Raw genomic sequence first — 18,438 nt, 5'->3', positions numbered from 1 at the left:
CGCCCCGCCCCCACGGCCGCGGCGCTCCCCCGCGCCGCCGACGCTCACCCCTGCGGCTCGACCCCGGCGCGCAGCAACCCGTACGCATAGGCGTCGTCCAGCGCCTGCCAGGACGCCGCGATGACGTTCTCGGCGACGCCGACCGTGGACCACTCCCCGCGGCCGTCGCTGGTGGAGACCAGCACCCGGGTCGTCGAGCCGGTGCCCAACGCGCCCTCCAGGATGCGGACCTTGTAGTCCACCAACTCCATCGTGGCCAACTGCGGGTAGATCCGCTCCAGGGCCACCCGCAGCGCCCGGTCCAGCGCGTTGACCGGGCCGTTGCCCTCGGCCGTGGCGACGATCCGCTCGCCCTTGGCCCACAGCTTCACGGTGGCCTCGTTGGCGTGCGTGCCGTCGGGGCGGTCCTCGACGATCGCCCGCCAGGACTCCACGGTGAAGTAGCGCAGCGGCGTACCGCCCTCGCCCGCCCGCCGCAGCTCGTCGCGGAGCAACAGCTCGAACGACGCGTCGGCGGCCTCGTAGGTGTAGCCGGCCAGTTCGCGCTCCTTGACCCGCTCGACGACCCGGCCGACCAGCTCCCGGTCGTCGCTCAGGTCGATGCCGAGCTCCTTGCCCTTGAGCTCGATCGAGGCCCGGCCGGCCATGTCGGATACCAGCATCCGCATGGTGTTGCCGATCAGCGCGGGGTCGATGTGCTGGTAGAGGTCCGGGTCCACCTTGATCGCGGAGGCGTGCAGCCCGGCCTTGTGGGCGAACGCCGAAACCCCCACGTAGGGCTGGTGGGTGGAGGGCGTGAGGTTGACGACCTCGGCGATGGCGTGCGAGATCCGGGTGGTCTCGGCCAGCTTGCCGGGCGGCAGGACCGGGCGCCCGTACTTCAGCTCCAGGGCGGCGACGACCGGGAAGAGGTTGGAGTTGCCGACCCGCTCGCCGTAGCCGTTGGCGGTGCACTGGACGTGGGTGGCGCCGGCGTCGACCGCGGCCAGGGTGTTGGCGACCGCGCAGCCGGTGTCGTCCTGGGCGTGGATGCCGAGCCGGGCGCCGGTGTCCGCGAGGACGGTGCGGACCACCGCGGTCACCTGGGCCGGCAACATCCCGCCGTTGGTGTCGCAGAGCACCACGACGTCGGCGCCGGCCTGGTGCGCGGTGCGCACGACCGCCTTGGCGTAGTCCGGGTCCAGCGCGTAGCCGTCGAAGAAGTGCTCGCAGTCGAGGAAGACCCGGCGGCCCTGGGCGCGCAGGTGCGCGACGGTGTCCCGGACCATCGCGAGGTTCTCCTCGGGCGTGGTGCGCAGCGCCAGTTCCACGTGCCGGACGTGGGACTTGGCGACCAGGGTGATGACCGGGGCCCCCGAGTCCAGCAGCGCGGCGACCTGGGGGTCGTCCTCGACGCGGACGCCGGCCTTGCGGGTGGCGCCGAACGCGACCAACTGGGCGTGCCGGAAGTCGATCTCCGCGCGGGCGCGCGCGAAGAACTCGGTGTCCCGCGGGTTGGCGCCGGGCCAGCCGCCCTCGATGAAGCCGACGCCGTAGTCGTCCAGATGACGGGCGATGGTCAGCTTGTCGGCGACGGTCAGGTTGATGCCCTCGCGCTGGGCGCCGTCGCGGAGCGTGGTGTCGAATACGTGGAAGTCGTCGGGGACGGCGGCTTCGGGTACGTCCGTCATGCTGGTCAAGGCTCCTGTCGGATCTCGGTCTACCGGAATGCCCGGTTCCACCGTCCCTCCATGATCCCTCGCGCTGCGCCTCCGGTGAATGGGTGGGCCCCGGAAACGAAAAAACCCCTCGCGGGTGCGAGAGGTCTGCGCGCGGGTCTGGGACGACGATGGCCGCGCCGTACTCGGGTCGTACGGGGCGGTCACTGCGGACCGGCGCGCCTGCTGCCAATAATGGCGAACGAGAGCACGGGGGCAGTGTGGCACACCACCGCCCCCGGCACGTCGTCGTCTCAGGATGCGAGCACGCGCTCGCCGTCGCCGGACCCCTTGCCGGCCCGGCTCAGGTCGATGGTCCGGGTCTCCCGCATCGTCAGGTAGACGATCAGCGAGACCGCCGCGCAGCCGGTGACGTACCAGAAGAAGCCGGACTCGATGCCGCCGTTCTTGAACCACAGGGCGACGTACTCGGCCGTGCCGCCGAAGAGCGCGTTGGCGATGGCGTAGGGCAGCGCGACGCCCAGCGCGCGGATGCCGGTGGGGAACAACTCGGCCTTCACACAGGCGTTGATGGAGGTGTAGCCGGTGACGATGACCAGGGCCAGCAGCGAGAGGCCGAGCGCGGGCCAGAAGGAGCCGGCGTGCTTGAGCAGCGTCATGATCGGCACGGTCAGCAGGGTGGCGCCGACCGCGAAGGTGATCAGCAGCGGGCGGCGGCCGATCCGGTCCGACAGCTTGCCGGCCAGCGGCTGGAGGCACATGAAGAGGAACAGCGCGCAGAAGCTCACCAGGGAGGCGGTGGGCTTGGACAACCCCGCCGTACCGGAGAGGTACTTGGTGAGGTAGGTGGTGTACGTGTAGTACGCCACCGTGCCGCCCATGGTGAGGGCGATGACCAGGAACGCCTCGCGCTTGTGGGCCCACAGCGCCTTCATGGTGCCGCGGTCGGGGTCGGTGCGGGCCTGGTCGTCCTCGGCGTAGACCTCGGTCTCCAGCATGGTGCGGCGCAGGTAGAAGACGATGCCGGCGCCCAGCGCGCCGACGATGAACGGGATCCGCCAGGCCCAACTGTGCAGCGCCTGCTCGGACATGGTGCGCTGGAGGACGATCTGGAGGGCCAGGCCCAGAAGTTGGCCGGCGGTCATCGACACGTACTGGAAGCTGGAGGCGAAGCCGCGGCGCTCGGGCGCGGACGCCTCGGTGAGGTAGGTGGCGCTGGCCGCGTACTCGCCGCCGACCGAGAGGCCCTGGAGCATCCGGGCCACCAGCAGGACGGCGATGCCGCCGTAGCCGGCGACGGCGTAGGTGGGGGCGACGGCGATCAGGATGGCCGAGGCGGACATCAGGGTCACGGTCAGGGTGAGGGCGGCCTTGCGGCCCCGGCGGTCACCGACCCGGCCGAGCAGCCAGCCGCCGACCGGGCGCAGGAAGAAGCCGACGGCGAAGATCCCCATGGTGTTCATGAGGTTGGCGGTGTCGTTCCCCTTGGGGAAGAACGCGTCGGCGAAGTACACCGCGAAACTGGCGTAGACGAACCAGTCGAACCACTCGACCATGTTGCCGGCCGAGCCGACCCAGATCTTCTTCCATTGCTCTCGTCCCATAGCCGATCACGGTCGTCGAGAGCGGGCCCTTCGGCAAGGGCCGCGGCGGCAACGATCACGCCTACTTGCGTGCGTTGCGGTCACGGTGGCCGCGGCGCGGGCCACGTGCGGTGGCGGTCAGTCCCCGGGCGGGGTGAGCGCCTCGTCCAGGAAGTGCCGGACCTCGCGGCGCGCCCCGTCGCGGTCGGTGCCGGGCAGGCCGACGACGAGGTGGGTGCCGAAGCCGTCCAGCAGGGCGCGGGTGCGGGTGGCGAAGCGCTCCGCGTCGACGGGCCGGAACTCCCCCTTGGAGGCGCCCTCGACGAGCAGCGCCACCAGGTCGCGGTGCCAGGCCAGTTCGAGGTCGAGCTGGCGCTGGCGGGTCTCGTCGTCGGCGTTCTGGGAGCGGACCCAGACCTCCAGCCAGAGGGTCCAGCGCGGGTCGCGGTGACCCTCGGGGAGGTAGAGGTCGACCAGGGCGTCCAGCCGTTCGCGGGCGGAGACCCGGCGGGCGAGGGCGGCCCGGCGCTCGGCACCGAGCTGCTCCTCGCTCCACTGGAGGGTCTGGAGCAGCAGCTCGTCCTTGGTACCGAAGTAGTAGAGGATGTGGCCGCTGCTCATCCCGACCTCGCGGCCCAGTCCCGCCATGGTCAGCCGGTCCAGCCCCTCGGCGGCGATGGTGGCCATCGCCGCGGCCAGCACCTGCTCGCGCGGCTGGCTGAGCCGCCGCCGGGGACGGCGTACGGGACCGGGCACGGGGACCTCCGGGGTCGGGGCGGGTCTGGCGGGTCAGACCCTCGGTTGCTGCTGGGTGATGCAGTGGATGCCGCCACCCGCTGCGAAGATCGTACGGGCGTCGACCAGGGTGACATCGCGGCCGGGGAAGAGCCGGCTCAGGAGCGCGGCCGCCTCCTCGTCGCGCGGGTCGTCGAAGGCGCACAGGACGATGCCGCCGTTGCACTGGAGGTGGTTGAGGTAGGAGTAGTCGACCGGCTCGCCGTCCACCTCGACGACGGTGGGCGCCGGGACCTCCACGACCTCCAGCTGCCGGCCGCGGGCGTCGGTGGCGGCGCGCAGCAGCTTGCCGAGCTCGGTGCAGATGGCGTGGTCAGGGTGGTCGGGGTCGGGCTGGGTGTGCAGCATCACCACGCCGGGGCGGGCGAACGCGGCGACGATGTCCACGTGGCCGCGGGTGCCGAACTGGCCGTAGTCGGCGTACAGTCCGCGCGGCAGCCAGATGGCCTTGGTGGTGCCGAGGTGGGCGTGGATCTCCGCCTCTACCTCCTCCTTGCTGCGGCCGGGGTTGCGGCCCGGGTCGAGCTGGACGGTCTCGGTGAGCAGGACGGTGCCCTCGCCGTCGACGTGGATGCCGCCGCCCTCGTTGACCAGACCGGTGGCGTAGCGGCGGGCGCCGGCGAGGTCGGCGACGTGCCCGGCTATCTGCGCGTCGCGGTCCCAGGCGGCCCATTCCTGGGCGCCCCAGCCGTTGAACACCCAGTCGACGGCGGCCAGTTGACCGTTTCCGTCGGTGAGGAAGGTGGGGCCGATGTCGCGCATCCAGGCGTCGTCGAGGGGGCGTTCGACGAGGTCGATGCCGTCGCCGAGCAGCGCGCGGGCGCCGTCGAGTTGGCCGGGTCCGGCGACCACGGTGACCGGTTCGTACCGCCGGAGCGCGCGGGCGACCGCGGCCCAGGCGCGGCGGGCCTCGGCGAGCGACGCGTCACCCTCGGCACCGAAGGTGAAGTTGGGGCCGGGCCAGGCCATCCAGGTGCGCTCGTGCGGGGCCCACTCGGGGGGCATGCGGAAGCCGTCGGCGGCGGGGGTGTTCATACGGGTCCTCGGTCCTCGGGAGGTGCGCGGGGTCGCGGAGCTTGACGGGGGTGCGGGGCGGGCCGGTGGCCGGTGGTGTCAGAGGAAGTAGAGCCTGGACAGCGAGACGGTGTCGGCCGGTTCGGAGCGCATCGGATCGCCGTCGAGGGTGACCAGCCCGGTGCGCGGGTCGACCTGGACGTCGCCGACGCGGGCGTTGTGGATCAGGTCGCGGGGGCCGATGCCGCGGGTGCCGCGGACGGCGACCCGGCGCCGGCGGGTAGGCAGGGTGTCACCGCCCTGTTGGGCCGCCGCGCCGGCGACGAAGGCCACCGAGATCTCGGCCGGGGTGGCGCCGTGCGCCCCGAACTGCGGCCCCAGCACGAGGGGTTCGCAGGTGTCGGTGGCGGCGTTGGGGTCGCCGGTGACGCCGTAGGCGGGGAAGCCGGACTTGAGCACCAGCTGGGGCTTGGCGCCGAAGAACTGCGGCTGCCACAGCACCAGGTCGGCCATCTTGCCGACCTCGATGGACCCGACCTCGTGCGAAAGGCCGTGCGCGAGGGCGGGGTTGATGGTGAGTTTGGCGATGTAGCGCAGGACGCGGGCGTTGTCGTCGTGCGGGCCGTCGCCCTCGGTCGGGCCGAGTTCGGCCTTCATCTTGCCGGCCATCGCGAAGGTGCGGCGGACCGTCTCGCCGGCCCGGCCCATGCCCTGGGCGTCGGAGGAGGTGATCCCGATCGCCCCGAGGTCGTGCAGCACGTCCTCGGCGCCCATGGTGCCGGCCCGGATGCGGTCGCGGGCCATGGCGGCGTCGCCGGGCAGGTCGGTCTTGAGGTCGTGAACGGAGACGATCATCCCGTAGTGCTCGGCGACCGCGTCCCGCCCGAAGGGGAGGGTGGGGTTGGTGGAGGAGCCGATGACGTTGGGCACGCCGGCCATCTTCAGGACGTTGGGGACGTGTCCGCCGCCGCAGCCCTCGATGTGGAAGGCGTGGATGGTGCGGCCGTCCAGGACGCTCAGGGTGTCCTCGACGGTGAGGCATTCGTTGAGGCCGTCGCTGTGCAGGGCGACCTGGACGTCGTGGTCCTCGGCGACCCGCAGCGCGGTGTCCAGGGCGCGGGCGTGCGCGCCCATGTCCTCGTGGACCTTGAATCCCAGCGCGCCGCCCTCGGCCAGCGCCTCGACCAGCGGGGCCTGGTCGGAGGACGAACCGCGGCCCAGGAAGCCGATGTTGACCGGCCAGGCGTCGAAGGCGCCGAACGCATGGCCCAGCGCCCAGGGGGAGTTGACGCCGACGCCCCAGACCGGGCCGAACTCCTGGCCGATGATGGTGGTCACGCCGGAGGCCAGCGAGGCTTCCATCACCCGCGGGGAGAGCAGGTGGACGTGGGTGTCGATGGCGCCTGCGGTGGCGATCATGCCCTCGCCGGAGACGATCGAGGTGCCGGTGCCGACGACGACGTCGACGCCGTCGAGGGTGTCGGGGTTGCCGGCCCGACCGATGGCGTGGATGCGACCCTCGCGGATGCCGATGGAGGTCTTGCGGATACCCAGGACCGCGTCGATGACCAGGACGTTGCTGATCACCACGTCGCAGGTCTCGCGCACCGCGGCGGCCTTGAGGTGCAGCCCGTCGCGGGCGGTCTTGCCGAAGCCGGCCAGGAACTCCTCGCCGGGCTTCTGCGAGTCGGACTCCACCCGGACGACGAGCCCACAGTCGCCCAGGACGACCCGGTCGCCGGCGCGCGGACCGTGGACCGACGCGTACTCGTGGGGGTCGATGCTCCGGCTCATCCCTGCTCCTCTGCTCCCAAGTAGCCGCAGGCCGCGGCCCGTCGCAGCGCTTCGGCTCTGGCGCCGGGCGCATCGAGCGGGCCGTCCACCAGCCCGGCGAAGCCGATCGCGATCCGGTCGCCGCCGATCGGCACCAGCCCGACCTCGCTCGTCTGGCCCGGGTCGAACCGCACCGACGAGCCGGCCGGGACGCACAGCCGCATGCCGTAGGCGGCGCCGCGGTCGAACTCCAGCCGGGGGTTGGCCTCGAAGAAGTGGAAGTGCGACGTCACGCTGATCGGCACCGTCGCGGTGTTGCGGACCATGAGCGTCAGCGCGGGCTCGGGCTCCGGGTCGGCCGGACCGGGCAGCACGGCGCCGGGCGGCGGCGCGGCCTCGGCGTCGGGGGCGGTGCCGATCGGATCGGTGACCACCGCGAGCCGGGAGCCGTCGTCGAAGACGGCCTCCACATGCACCTCGGTGACGATGTCGGCCACCCCCGGCAGCACATCGTCGGGGCCCAGCACGCTGCGGGCCGCCTCGATGGCCTGCGCGAGGCGGCGCCCGTCCCGCGCCGCCTCGCAGACTGTGTCGGCGATCAACGCGGTCGCCTCGGGCACGTTCAGCCGCAGTCCGCGGGCCCGGCGGGCCCGTGCCAGTTCCGCCGCGCCGAACAGCAGCAGTCGGTCGCGTTCCGTGGGGGTGAGCCGCATCCGGTCCCTTCCTCCCGCTCGAATTGAGCGTCACTCTAACTCGGAATTAGTCATTCCGAAACCATTGACCTAGCCGGGAAGCGTGCTTCATATTGAGCGTCGCTCTAACGGATGGCTTGAACTGATCGCTCTTAGAGCATCACTCAAAAGAACTCGTCAGCGCGAGCCCCCGTTTCGTAGGCATCGCCGACGAACGCCCCACCCACCGACGGAGCACCGCACCAGCACCGCTTCGACCTCTCTCTTCCGGCCGCTCAGGGGAGCCCTCATGCCGATAGAACAACGCGGAGTCGACACCATCCCGGACGAGGAACGGACCAGTCGCCCGCGCGATCTGGTCTCCATCCTGCTCGGCTCGAACCTCGCGCTCGGCGTGGTGATCTTCGGCTGGCTGCCGGTCTCCTTCGGCCTCGGCTTCTGGGGCTCGGTCACCTCCCTCGCCGCCGGCACCCTGATCGGCGCGCTGCTGACCGCGCCGCTCGCCCTGGTCTCGCTGCGCAGCGCGACCAACCTCTCCACCTCCAGCGGCGCCTTCTTCGGCGTCCGCGGCCGGCTCATCGGCTCGGTGATCGGGCTGCTGCTCTCGCTCGGCTACACCGCGCTGACCCTGTGGGTCGGCGGCGACGCGATGGTCGACTGCCTGCACCGCCTCACCGGCCTGCCGGCCGACGGGGCGGCGTACACGCTCGTCTACGCGGTGCTGGCCGCGGCCACCGCCGTCGGCGCGGTCTACGGCTACAAGGTGCTGCTGCGGCTCAGCAAGGTGCTCTCGGTGGGCCTGACGCTCCTGCTGGTGGTCGGCCTCTTCGCCTACGCCCACCACTTCAGCACCGGCCCGGTGCCCGGCGTCCACTACGCGCTCGGCGGCTACTGGCAGACCTGGCTGCTCTCCGCGGTCTCCGCCGGCCTGAGCGGCCCGATCGCCTTCATCACCCTGCTCGGCGACTACAGCCGCTACATCTCCCCGCGCCGCCACACCTCCAAGGCGGTCTTCGGCGCCACCTACCTCGGGCTGGTGCTCGGCCTGCTGGTGCCGCAGCTCTTCGGCACGTTCAGCGCACTCGCGGTCGGCGCCGGCACCGACTACGCCGGCCCCCTGGTCGCCGGGGCACCCGCGTGGTACCTGGTGTTCCTGCTGCTCAACGCCTCGGCCGGATCGGCCGGCAACTCCGGGCTGATGCTCTACAGCATGGGCCTGGACCTGGACGCGATCCTGCCGCGCGCCACCCGCACCCAGGCCACCTACGTTGTCGCCGCGCTCTCCACCGCCCTGGTCTACGTCGGCCACTTCCTGTGGGACGCGCAGAACGCGATGACCTCCTTCGTCCTGCTGATGACCGCCATCGGCACACCGTGGGCGGTGATCACCGTGATCGGCTTCGTCCGCTGCCGCGGCGTCTACGACGCTCAGTCGCTCCAGGTCTACAACCGCGGCACGGTCGGCGGCGTGTACTGGTTCAGGGCCGGCTGGAACGTGCGGGCCGCCCTCGCCTGGGCGCTGGGATCCGCGGTCGGTCTGCTGGCCGTCGGCGCCCCCTACGAGGGGCCGCTGCTGCACCTCACCGGCGGGATCGACATGAGCTTCCTGCTGGCCGCCGCCACCGCCGCCGTCGCCTACCTCGCCCTGGTCGCCCGGCAGCCGCGCCCGGTGCCGCCGCTGCGCCCGGCCGCGACGGCGGCCGCCCAGGAGGCGCCCGCCGAGGTCGGCTGAGGCGCCCGCGCGGGCAGACGGCGAAGGCCGCCCCGGCGGGGAGCCGGGGCGGCCTCAACGTGTCCGAAAGACGCCGGCCGTCAGCCGATCCGGTGCCGCCAGCCGTGCGCGTCGGGGACCACCCCGCGCTGGATGTCCAGCAGCGCCTCGCGCAGCTTCAGCGTGACCTTGCCCGGCTCGCCGCCGGACTCGTGCCACTCGGCGCCCGCGCGCTTGACCGTGCCGACCGGGGTGATCACCGCGGCGGTGCCGCAGGCGAAGACCTCGGTGAGCGCGCCGCTGGCGGAGTCCTGCTGCCACTGGTCGCAGGAGATCCGGCCCTCCTCGGCCTCGTAGCCGAGGTCGCGGGCGACGGAGAGCAGCGAGTCGCGGGTGACGCCGGGCAGCAGCGAGCCGGTCAGGGTCGGGGTGACGATTTTGTCGCCGTAGACGAAGTAGAGGTTCATCCCGCCCAGTTCCTCGACCCAGGTGTGCTCCACGGCGTCGAGGTAGGCGACCTGGTCGCAGCCGCGGGCCGCGGCCTCGGCCTGGGCCAGCAGCGACGCGGCGTAGTTGCCGCCGGTCTTGGCGTCGCCCATGCCGCCGGGAACGGCCCGCACCCGGTCCTCGGACAGCCAGATGGAGACCGGCTTGACGCCGCCGGGGAAGTAGGCGCCGGCGGGCGAGGCGATGACGACGAAGAGGTACTCGTTGGCGGGCTTGACGCCCAGCCCCACCTCCGTGGCGATCATGAACGGGCGCAGGTAGAGCGACTCCTCGCCGCCGTGCGGCGGCACCCAGTCCTGGTCCTGCTGGACCAGCAGGTCACAGGCGGCCAGGAAGGTCTCGACCGGCAGCTCCGGCATCGCCAGCCGGCGGGCGGACGCCTGGAAGCGCCGGGCGTTGGCGTCCGGGCGGAAGGTGGCGACGCTGCCGTCGGGCTGGCGGTACGCCTTCAGCCCCTCGAAGATCTCCTGCGCGTAGTGCAGGACGTTGGTCGCCGGGTCCAGGGAGAGCGGGCCGTAGGGCACGAGCTGCCCGTCGTGCCAGCCGCGCCCCTCGGTCCACTTGATCGTCACCATGTGGTCGGTGAAGTACCGGCCGAAACCGGGGGCGGCGAGGATCTTCTCCCGCTCCGCCGCGGGCAGCGGATGCGCGGAGGGCTTGAGCTCGATGGTGGGCGTCGTCATGTATCCGTGTCCTTCGCTGCGTGGTCCGATACCGGGGGTACTCCCGCCCAGCGTGCGCTGGGGAGGATCACCGGCCCTCCGGCCGGGGGCGTTCCCCGCTCGCGGCACCGGTGCGGTGGGGAGCGACCGCACTCCGTCGCCCCGTGCCCGTACCGGTCGTTACTGGGACGTTTCGAGTGTCCGGCCGACGACCCCTCGTCCGATTATCGCGCGCGGGTGTCCGCTACTGGAACCGGTGTGCGCGGCCCGCGTAGATGGTGGCATCCGACCCGCCGATTGCCCAGACGGGCCGGGGCCGGGGTATGCGGACAGCGCCGGACCGTGGTCGGCCCGGCGCTGTCGGTACTGCTGGTGCGGCGGGCGTCAGCCCGCTACGCGCGCGGCGAGCGCGTCCCCGATCTGGTCGGTGGTGCGGGCCGTGCCGTCCCGGGCCTCCAGGTCGGCGGCGACCTCCGCCTCGATGCGGGCCGCCTGCGCGTCGAGGCCGAGGTGCCGCAGCAGCAGGGCGACGGAGAGGATCGTGGCGGTCGGGTCGGCCTTGCCGGTGCCCGCGATGTCCGGCGCGGAGCCGTGCACCGGCTCGAACATCGAGGGGAATTCCCCGGTGGGGTTGATGTTCCCCGAGGCGGCCAGTCCGATGCCGCCGGTGACGGCCGCGGCGAGGTCGGTGAGGATGTCGCCGAAGAGGTTGTCGGTGACGATCACGTCGAACCGCTCGGGCTGGGTGACGAGGAAGATCGTCGCCGCGTCGACGTGCAGGTAGTCGGTGGTGACCTCGGGGTACTCCTGGCCGACCCGGTCGAAGATGTTCTTCCACATGTGGCCGGCGTAGACCAGGACGTTGTTCTTGTGGACCAGCGTCAGCTTCTTGCGCGGGCGGGAGTTGGCCCGCTCGTAGGCGTCCCGGACCACGCGCTCCACGCCGTAGGCGGTGTTGACGCTGACCTCGGTGGCGACCTCGGCGGGGGTGCCGGTGCGCAGGCTGCCGCCGTTGCCGGTGTACGGGCCCTCGGTGCCCTCGCGGACGACGACGAAGTCGATCTCGGGGCGCCCGGCCAGCGGGCTCTCCGTGTTCGGGAAGAGCTTCGAGGGACGCAGGTTGACGAAGTGGTCGAAGGCGAAACGGAGTTTGAGCAGCAGCCCGCGCTCCAGGACGCCGGACGGCACCGAGGGGTCGCCGATCGCGCCGAGCAGGATCGCGTCGTGCTCCTTGAGCGCCGCCAGCTCCGCGTCCGGGAGGGTCTCGCCGGTGCGGTGCCAGCGCTTGGCCCCGAGGTCGTACTCCTTGGTTTCCAGCTTGACGTCCTGCGGGAGGACCGCGGTCAGGACCTTCAGGCCCTGCGCCACGACTTCCTGGCCGATTCCGTCACCGGGGATCACTGCGAGGCGAATGCTGCGAGACATGCCTGGACCCTACTCTTCGTCCCATTGATTGACACGTAACGTCCGACATGCGGACAGGGCGCACCGGCCGACGCCCAGCGGCCATCCGGCGTTCACTCCCGATCTCCCCCGCCGTCGGTCGGACTTGTCAGATTCGGCCGCATGACTGCACACCCCCGGGGGGAGCGCCCCCAGCCCTCGCACACCCCCCGCGTCGGCATACCCGAGCACCTCGCGGCCCGGATGACCATGCCCGAGCAGCACGAGTACCTGCGCGCCACGTTGACCCGCCGGGGCCTGCTGCGCAGCTCCGCGGCGGGCGCCGGCATGGTCGCCGGCGCCGGCCTGCTGACCGCACAGGCCGCCCCGGCCGCACACGCCGCGCAGCCCGCCGGCCCGACGCTGCTCTCCGCGCCCGCCACCGCCGCCGTCGACGGCCACCTCGTCGCCCCGTTCGGCCGCCACCTCGCCTTCGGCGCCGATCCGCGCAGCCAGATGCGGGTGTCCTGGCAGGTGCCGTTCGCGGTCAAGCGGCCGTTCCTGCGGGTCGGTTCGACCCCCTGGGACCTGGGCCGCAAGGTCCCGGCGGAGGTGCGCCACCTGCACACCCCGGCACTGACCGCCAAGCTGCCGGCGGTCGACCAGTTCTATCTGCACGCGGCCCTGGACGGCCTGCGCCCGGGCACCACCTACTACTACGGCGTCGGCCACGACGGCTTCGACCCCGCCGACCCGCGTCACTTCGGCACCGTCGGCACCTTCCGCACCGCACCGGCCCGCGCCGAGAAGTTCGTCTTCACCGCCTTCGGCGACCAGGGCGTCAGCTACCACGCGCTCGCCAACGACCAGTTGATCCTCGGTCAGAACCCGTCCTTCCACCTGCACGCGGGCGACATCTGCTATGCCGACCCGGACGGCCAGGGCTCCGAGCACGACACCTACGACGCCCGCACCTGGGACCAGTTCCTCGCCCAGACCGAGACGGTGGCCAAGTCGGTGCCGTGGATGGTGACCACCGGCAACCACGACATGGAGGCGTGGTACTCCCCCAACGGCTACGGCGGCCAGTCGGCCCGCTGGTCGCTGCCGACCAACGGCCCGGACCCCCAACACGCCCCCGGCGTCTACTCGTTCACCTACGGCAACGTCGCGGTGATCGCCCTGGACGCCAACGACGTCTCCTACGAGATCCCCGCCAACGCCGGCTACACACAAGGCCGGCAGACCCGCTGGCTGGACCGCCGGCTCGGCCAGCTCCGCGCCACCGACGGCATCGACTTCCTGGTGGTCTTCTTCCACCACTGCGCCTTCTCCACCACCAACTCGCACGCCTCGGAGGGCGGGGTCCGGGACGCCTGGCTGCCGCTCTTCGAGAAGCACCAGGTGGACCTGGTGATCAACGGCCACAACCACGTCTACGAGCGCACCGACGCCCTCAAGGGCGGCCGCGTGGCCAAGCGGGTCCCGGTCGGCGAGAGCGTCGACGCCGCGCACGAGGGCATCGTCTACGTCACGGCCGGCGGCGCCGGGAAGTCGCTGTACGACTTCCCCGTGCCCGACAGCTACGAGGGCCACGTCAAGGACCTCGACCACGTGGACACCTACCACTGGGCCAAGGGCGGGGCGAAGGCCAAGGAGAGCGTCGAGTGGTCCCGGGTCCGCTACACCGGCTACTCGTTCATCGCCGTCGAGGTCACCCCGGGCGCCCGGCCCAGGATGGCGGTCACCGCCCTCGCCGAGTCCGGTGAGCGCATCGACCACTTCGCGGTCACCCGCTCCCGCAGCCGACACTGACCGCCCGCAGCCACCGCGCGAAGGGGCGCCCGGGATCAACTCCCGGGCGCCCCTTCGCGCCTGAGCGGGGTCGGCGTGGATCAGTGACCGGTGGCGCCGCCGTTGTCGCGGCGGTCGAGTGCGCGCTGGAGGGCGGCCGCGGCGTTACGGCGGTCGGCGTCGTTGGTCTGACGGGAGGAGTGACGGGTCCTGCGGACGATGGTCTCGGCCATGCGCGTCTCCAATGCCAAAGCCCCGAGCTGAAGGGGTGCGTCGAAGAAGAGGGGTGGGTGGTGCAGGGGTGGCCAAAGGGGCGGGGGCCGCGGCACCGCAGGGGTCACCTGCGCTCGGCGCGCCGGGCCACATCCGCGTTCGCTGGATGGAGCGAAGCGTTCGGCTTCTACAAAGCTAGGCCAGCGCGGCCGTGCTGTCTGCACAATTACTTGGGCTTCCTACTATTTGAGACGGAAGCGACCCGGCAGCCGGGAACGCCGAGGGCCCGGCCCCCGAAAACGGGAGGCCGGGCCCTCGGTGCGCGTGGGCGTCAGCCCATGTGCGGGTACCGGTAGTCGGTCGGCGGGACCAGCGTCTCCTTGATGGAGCGGGTCGAGGTCCAGCGCATCAGGTTCTGCTTGGCGCCGGCCTTGTCGTTGGTGCCGGAGGCCCGGCCACCGCCGAACGGCTGCTGGCCGACGACGGCGCCGGTGGGCTTGTCGTTGATGTAGAAGTTGCCCGCGGCGAACCGCAGCCGCTCGCAGGTGGCGACGGCCGCGGCGCGGTCCTGGGCGATGACGGCGCCGGTCAGGCCGTAGGCCGAGGCGGACTCCATCTGGTCCAGCATCGCCTCGTAGCCGCCCTCGACCGAGTCGTCGTAGACGTAGACGCCGAGGATCGGGCCGAAGTACTCGTCCTTGAAGATCTCGTTCTCCGGGTCGGTGGAGACCAGGACCGTCGGGCGGACGAAGTAGCCCACGCTGTCGTCGTAGGTGCCGCCGGCCACGACCTCGACGGTCGGGTCGGCCTTGGCGCGGTCGATCGCCGCCTTGTTCTTGGCGAACGAGCGCTCGTCGATGACGGCACCCATGAAGTGCGCCAGGTCGGTGACGTCACCCATGGTCAGGGCGTCGACCTCGGCGGCGAACTCCTCCTTGAAGCCGGCGTTCCACAGCGAGGCCGGGACGTAGGCGCGGGAGGCCGCGGAGCACTTCTGGCCCTGGAACTCGTAGGCGCCGCGGGTCATGGCGGTCTTCAGCACGGCGCGGTCGGCCGAGGGGTGGGCGACGATGAAGTCCTTGCCGCCGGTCTCGCCGACCAGCCGCGGATAGGTCTTGTACTTCTCGATGTTGGTGCCGACCGTCTTCCAGAGGTACTGGAAGGTCTTGGTCGAGCCGGTGAAGTGGATGCCGGCCAGGTCGGGGTGGGTCAGGGCCACCTCGGAGACGTCCTTGCCGTCGCCGGTGACGAGGTTGATGACGCCGGGCGGCAGGCCGGCCTCCTCCAGCAGGCGCATCAGCAGCACCGCGGCGAAGGTCTGCGTCGGGGACGGCTTCCAGACCACCACGTTGCCCATCAGGGCGGGGGCGGTGGGGAGGTTGCCGGCGATCGCGGTGAAGTTGAAGGGCGTGATCGCGTAGACGAAGCCCTCCAAGGGGCGGTGGTCCGAGCGGTTCCACACGCCGGGGGCGTTCACCGGGGGCTGCTCGGCCAGGATCTGCCGCGCGAAGTGGACGTTGAAGCGCCAGAAGTCGACCAGCTCGCAGGGGGTGTCGATCTCGGCCTGCTGGGCGGTCTTGGACTGGCCGAGCATGGTGGCGGCGGCCATCGTCTCGCGCCAGGGGCCGGCGAGCAGGTCGGCGGCCTTGAGGATGATCGCGGCACGGTCGTCGAAGGACATCGCGCGCCAGGCGGGGGCGGCGGCCAGCGCGGCGTCCACCGCGTCCTGGGCGTCCTGGACGGTGGCGTTGGCATAGGTGCCCAGGCGGGCGGAGTGGTGGTGCGGCTGCACGACGTCGAAGCGCTCACCGCCGCCCATCCGGCGCTGACCGCCGATGGTCATCGGCAGCTCGATGGGGTTGCCGGCCAGCTCCTTGAGCTTGGCCTCCAGGCGGAAGCGCTCCGGGCTGCCCGGGGCGTAGCTGTGCACCGGCTCGTTCACCGGCACGGGGACCTGGGTCACAGCGTCCATGGTGGCCGTGTCTCCTTACGCTTGCGATCGTCGTTCGCGATCGTTTCGTTGTCGTACGTCGGTGTACGTCGGTCGTGCCGAGGCCACTGCCACGGCGGGTGTCCCGGAGGGCGGCGGTGAAGACGCCGCCCCCGGAGGTTTCCCCCACTTTCAGAATCCACCCATAGGCTCTCAAAAGGGATGGTAAATCTCGCCCCAAAAGTGCCGGTCAGTAGGGGTCAGCCGCGGGTGGCCAGCGACCTCAGGAAGAAGGCCAGGTTGGCGGGGCGCTCGGCGAGCCGGCGCATGAAGTAGCCGTACCAGTCCGTCCCGTACGGGATGTAGACCCGCATCCGGTGGCCCTCCTCCACCAGGCGCCGCTGCTCCGCCTCACGGATGCCGAACAGCATCTGGAACTCGTAGTCGGCGGGCTTGCGGCCGCTGCGGTGCGCCAGCTCCTGGGCGATGGCGACCATCCGCGGGTCGTGGGACCCGACCATCGGGTAGCCCTTCCCCGCCATCAGGATCTTCAGGCAGCGCACATAGGCCCGGTCGACCTCCCGCTTGCCCTGGAACGCGACCGTCGCGGGCTCCTTGTACGCGCCCTTGACCAGCCGCACCCGGGAGCCTTCCCCGGCCAGTGCGTGGCAGTCGTCCTCGGTGCGGAAGAGGTAGGACTGGAGCACCGCGCCGGTCTGCGGGAACCGCTCGCGCAGCGTGCCGAGGATCGCCAGGGTGGAGTCGACCGTGGTGTGGTCCTCCATGTCCAGCGTCACGGTGGTGCCGGCCTCGGCGGCCGCCTCGACGACCGGGGTGACATTGCGCAGCGCGAGGTCGTGCCCGCCGGGCAGCGCCTGCCCGAAGGCGGAGAGCTTCACCGACATCTCGGCCTTGGCGCCGAGCCCCAACTCCTTGAGCGCGACGGCCAACTGGAGGTAGGCGTCGCGGTTACGGCGCGCCTCGCTCGGGTCGGTGATGTCCTCGCCGAGGTAGTCGAGGGTGACCTCCATGCCGCGGGCGGCGAGGTTGCGCACCGCCGCCATCGATTCGTCCAGGTGCTCGCCGGCGACGAACCGGTCCACCACGGGACGGGTGACCGGAGCGGCCGCGACGACGCGTCGGATGCTGTCGCTGCGCGCGGCGGCGAGAAGCACGGGACCCAGCATGGGCACCTCCACGATTCAGGGTGACAAATGCCTAGGCGGGCGCCGATCGGCAGCACGCGGCGGCAAGATGAGCCACCTGAAATTTAAGGATCTCGCCACTTTCCGGCCATCGACAGCTGTCACGCCTTCGTGGCCGGCATCTCAGACAGATGTATGAGAATGAGAGGGAGGTGACGGCAGGGACAGGAGAGGGGCTGGGCAACGGTGCGCAGTGACTACCAGCAGCTGGTGGACGAGATCTCGGCGGCGCTCGGCGCGCCGGCGACCCTGGAGGACCGGGACTTCGGATTGATCGCCTTCGGAGCCCATGAGGGCGAGGACGACGAGGTCATGGACCCGGTGCGGACCCGCTCGATCCTCCAGCGGCGGTCCTCGGCGGCGGTGCGGGCGTGGTTCGAGGCGTTCGGGATCGCCCGGGCCACCTCCCCGCTGCGGATCCCGCCGGACCCGGCGGCCGGCGTGTTCAAAGGCCGGATCTGTCTCCCGGTGCGGCACCGGGGCGTGGTGCACGGCTACGTCTGGCTGCTGGACGACGGCCATCTGACCGACCTGGAGCTGGGCGGCCGCGACACCCCGCCGGACCCACGGATGGCGCAGGCCATGGAGAGCGCCGCCCGGATCGGCGCCCTGCTGGCCGAGGAGTCCCGGGCCGGCTCCGAACTCGCCGAGGTGCTCCGGGAGTTGCTCACCTCCCGTACGGACGGCAAGGCCGCGGCCGCGGCCGGTGCGTTGCGGGACGCCCTTCGGGACACCCTCCGCTTCTCCCCCGGCACCCCGCTCACCCTGGTCGCCGTCCTCCCCTGGGACACCACCGCCAGCGATGCGGCCCCGCTGCCGGCCCTGCCCGGACTGCTCGCGGCCTGTCCGCTGCCCGCGGCGGACGCCGGGACGCCGGACCGGTCGGGCCCGGGCACCGCGGAGCCCGTGCTGGCCGCGCTGGTCCGGCTGCGCCAGACCACCTCGCTCGCCCCGGCCCACACCGCCGCCGACCATCTGCTGCGCTCACCGCGGGCCGGCAGCGCGCCCGCCGCGGCCGGCCGGGCGGGGGCCCGCCCCACCCGGGGTGCGGCCGGAATCGGCGTCCCCACAAGGGAGTTGGCCGAGCTCCCGGACTCCTGGCGGCAGGCCCTGGACGCGGCCCGTGCGGCCCGCGCCGAGCCCCGGCTCAGCCCCGTCGCCGAGTGGACCGACCTCGGCGCCTACCGCCTGCTGACCGCCCTCCCGGCCGCCGCGCCCGACCCGGCCGTCGGCCCGCTGCTCGCCCCCGCGCACGCCGAACTCGCCCGCACCGTCGAGGCGTTCCTCGACTGCGCCGGCCAGGCCGGCCGCACCGCCCAACAGCTCGGCATCCACCGCCAGACGCTCTACTACCGCCTGGGCCGGGTCGAGAAGCTCACCGGGCTGGACCTCGACGAGGGCGCGGACCGGCTGCTGCTCCACATGGCGCTGAAGGCGGCCCGCTTGTGAGCTGACCGTGCGGCCGCCGTGCGGCGGGCGGCGGGGGATGCCTGGAGTGCCCCGGGATGGCACCTGTTG

Annotated in this window: 14 protein-coding genes; 3 read left to right on the top strand and 11 right to left on the bottom strand. The window is 72.0% G+C overall.

The features are described 5' to 3' along the window. Positions 1-44: 44 nt before the first annotated feature. From cimA to ureA, 6 genes are all read right to left on the bottom strand, one after another. Positions 45-1,670 carry a citramalate synthase gene (gene cimA, locus ACFVFQ_RS17775; protein ID WP_383416369.1) on the bottom strand — a complete coding sequence of 542 codons (1,626 nt, stop codon included), beginning with the start codon at positions 1,668-1,670 and terminating at the stop codon, positions 45-47. A 281-nt stretch (positions 1,671-1,951) separates the two neighbouring features. Continuing rightward, positions 1,952-3,262, bottom strand: coding sequence for an MFS transporter (locus ACFVFQ_RS17770; RefSeq protein ID WP_383416366.1), 1,311 nt, complete (start codon positions 3,260-3,262; stop codon positions 1,952-1,954). 117 nt (positions 3,263-3,379) lie between these two features. Beyond that, a complete protein-coding gene (locus ACFVFQ_RS17765; protein ID WP_383416364.1) occupies positions 3,380-3,997 on the bottom strand; it encodes a TetR/AcrR family transcriptional regulator in 618 nt (205 codons plus the stop codon). 33 nt (positions 3,998-4,030) lie between these two features. Continuing rightward, positions 4,031-5,071 carry an agmatine/peptidylarginine deiminase gene (locus ACFVFQ_RS17760; RefSeq protein WP_383416361.1) on the bottom strand — a complete coding sequence of 347 codons (1,041 nt, stop codon included), beginning with the start codon at positions 5,069-5,071 and terminating at the stop codon, positions 4,031-4,033. 78 nt (positions 5,072-5,149) lie between these two features. Next, the gene (locus ACFVFQ_RS17755; RefSeq protein ID WP_383416358.1) at positions 5,150-6,844 is read right to left on the bottom strand and encodes an urease subunit alpha; all 1,695 of its coding nucleotides are present in this window, start codon (positions 6,842-6,844) and stop codon (positions 5,150-5,152) included. Next, entirely contained in the window at positions 6,841-7,536 is a 696-nt protein-coding gene (gene ureA, locus ACFVFQ_RS17750; protein ID WP_383416355.1) for an urease subunit gamma, read from the bottom strand. Before ureA ends, ACFVFQ_RS17755 begins: the two co-directional genes overlap by 4 nt. 268 nt (positions 7,537-7,804) lie before the next feature. Here ureA and ACFVFQ_RS17745 point away from each other — a divergent pair, with 268 nt between their 5' ends. Continuing rightward, positions 7,805-9,247, top strand: coding sequence for a cytosine permease (locus ACFVFQ_RS17745; RefSeq protein ID WP_383416352.1), 1,443 nt, complete (start codon positions 7,805-7,807; stop codon positions 9,245-9,247). Positions 9,248-9,327: 80 nt separating this feature from the next. On the opposite strand, the gene ACFVFQ_RS17740 is transcribed toward ACFVFQ_RS17745, so the two are convergent. Further along, positions 9,328-10,416, bottom strand: a complete 1,089-nt coding sequence (locus ACFVFQ_RS17740; protein ID WP_383416349.1) for a branched-chain amino acid aminotransferase — start codon at positions 10,414-10,416, stop codon at positions 9,328-9,330. Positions 10,417-10,779: 363 nt separating this feature from the next. Then, positions 10,780-11,820, bottom strand: coding sequence for a 3-isopropylmalate dehydrogenase (locus tag ACFVFQ_RS17735; RefSeq protein WP_383416345.1), 1,041 nt, complete (start codon positions 11,818-11,820; stop codon positions 10,780-10,782). A gap of 141 nt (positions 11,821-11,961) precedes the next feature. On the opposite strand from ACFVFQ_RS17735, the gene ACFVFQ_RS17730 reads away from it, so the two are divergent. Then, the gene (locus ACFVFQ_RS17730) at positions 11,962-13,593 is read left to right on the top strand and encodes a purple acid phosphatase family protein (protein WP_383416342.1); all 1,632 of its coding nucleotides are present in this window, start codon (positions 11,962-11,964) and stop codon (positions 13,591-13,593) included. Positions 13,594-13,673: 80 nt separating this feature from the next. Here the strand turns inward: ACFVFQ_RS17730 and ACFVFQ_RS17725 are convergent, their stop codons facing one another. The 3 genes from ACFVFQ_RS17725 to ACFVFQ_RS17715 all read right to left on the bottom strand — a co-directional run bounded on the left by ACFVFQ_RS17725 (position 13,674) and on the right by ACFVFQ_RS17715 (position 16,902). Continuing rightward, complete coding sequence (locus ACFVFQ_RS17725; protein WP_274913088.1) at positions 13,674-13,805, bottom strand: hypothetical protein; 132 nt, start codon at positions 13,803-13,805, stop codon at positions 13,674-13,676. Between the two features lie 311 nt (positions 13,806-14,116). After that, the gene (pruA, locus tag ACFVFQ_RS17720) at positions 14,117-15,757 is read right to left on the bottom strand and encodes an L-glutamate gamma-semialdehyde dehydrogenase (RefSeq protein WP_383416339.1); all 1,641 of its coding nucleotides are present in this window, start codon (positions 15,755-15,757) and stop codon (positions 14,117-14,119) included. Between the two features lie 218 nt (positions 15,758-15,975). Further along, positions 15,976-16,902 (bottom strand): proline dehydrogenase family protein, encoded by a 927-nt coding sequence (locus ACFVFQ_RS17715; RefSeq protein WP_383416336.1) that lies wholly within the window; start codon positions 16,900-16,902, stop codon positions 15,976-15,978. A 204-nt stretch (positions 16,903-17,106) separates the two neighbouring features. On the opposite strand from ACFVFQ_RS17715, the gene ACFVFQ_RS17710 reads away from it, so the two are divergent. After that, entirely contained in the window at positions 17,107-18,369 is a 1,263-nt protein-coding gene (locus ACFVFQ_RS17710) for a PucR family transcriptional regulator (RefSeq protein WP_383416333.1), read from the top strand. The last annotated feature ends 69 nt before the right edge of the window (positions 18,370-18,438 follow it).

The organism is Streptomyces sp. NPDC057743 (assembly GCF_042798755.1).
Taxonomy (GTDB): Bacteria; Actinomycetota; Actinomycetes; order Streptomycetales; family Streptomycetaceae; genus Streptomyces.
Note: the sequence above shows the minus strand (reverse complement) of the source record. Positions and strands in the feature narration are given on the sequence as shown.

Coding starts and splice junctions, on each gene's coding strand:
- ACFVFQ_RS17770 (WP_383416366.1), bottom strand. CDS start 3,262: ATGGGACGAGAGCAATGGAAGAAGATCTGGGTCGGCTCGGCCGGCAAC.
- ACFVFQ_RS17730 (WP_383416342.1), top strand. CDS start 11,962: ATGACTGCACACCCCCGGGGGGAGCGCCCCCAGCCCTCGCACACCCCC.
- ureA (WP_383416355.1), bottom strand. CDS start 7,536: ATGCGGCTCACCCCCACGGAACGCGACCGACTGCTGCTGTTCGGCGCG.
- pruA (WP_383416339.1), bottom strand. CDS start 15,757: ATGGACGCTGTGACCCAGGTCCCCGTGCCGGTGAACGAGCCGGTGCAC.
- ACFVFQ_RS17760 (WP_383416361.1), bottom strand. CDS start 5,071: ATGAACACCCCCGCCGCCGACGGCTTCCGCATGCCCCCCGAGTGGGCC.
- ACFVFQ_RS17740 (WP_383416349.1), bottom strand. CDS start 10,416: ATGACGACGCCCACCATCGAGCTCAAGCCCTCCGCGCATCCGCTGCCC.
- ACFVFQ_RS17725 (WP_274913088.1), bottom strand. CDS start 13,805: ATGGCCGAGACCATCGTCCGCAGGACCCGTCACTCCTCCCGTCAGACC.
- ACFVFQ_RS17715 (WP_383416336.1), bottom strand. CDS start 16,902: ATGCTGGGTCCCGTGCTTCTCGCCGCCGCGCGCAGCGACAGCATCCGA.
- cimA (WP_383416369.1), bottom strand. CDS start 1,670: ATGACGGACGTACCCGAAGCCGCCGTCCCCGACGACTTCCACGTATTC.
- ACFVFQ_RS17735 (WP_383416345.1), bottom strand. CDS start 11,820: ATGTCTCGCAGCATTCGCCTCGCAGTGATCCCCGGTGACGGAATCGGC.
- ACFVFQ_RS17755 (WP_383416358.1), bottom strand. CDS start 6,844: ATGAGCCGGAGCATCGACCCCCACGAGTACGCGTCGGTCCACGGTCCG.
- ACFVFQ_RS17745 (WP_383416352.1), top strand. CDS start 7,805: ATGCCGATAGAACAACGCGGAGTCGACACCATCCCGGACGAGGAACGG.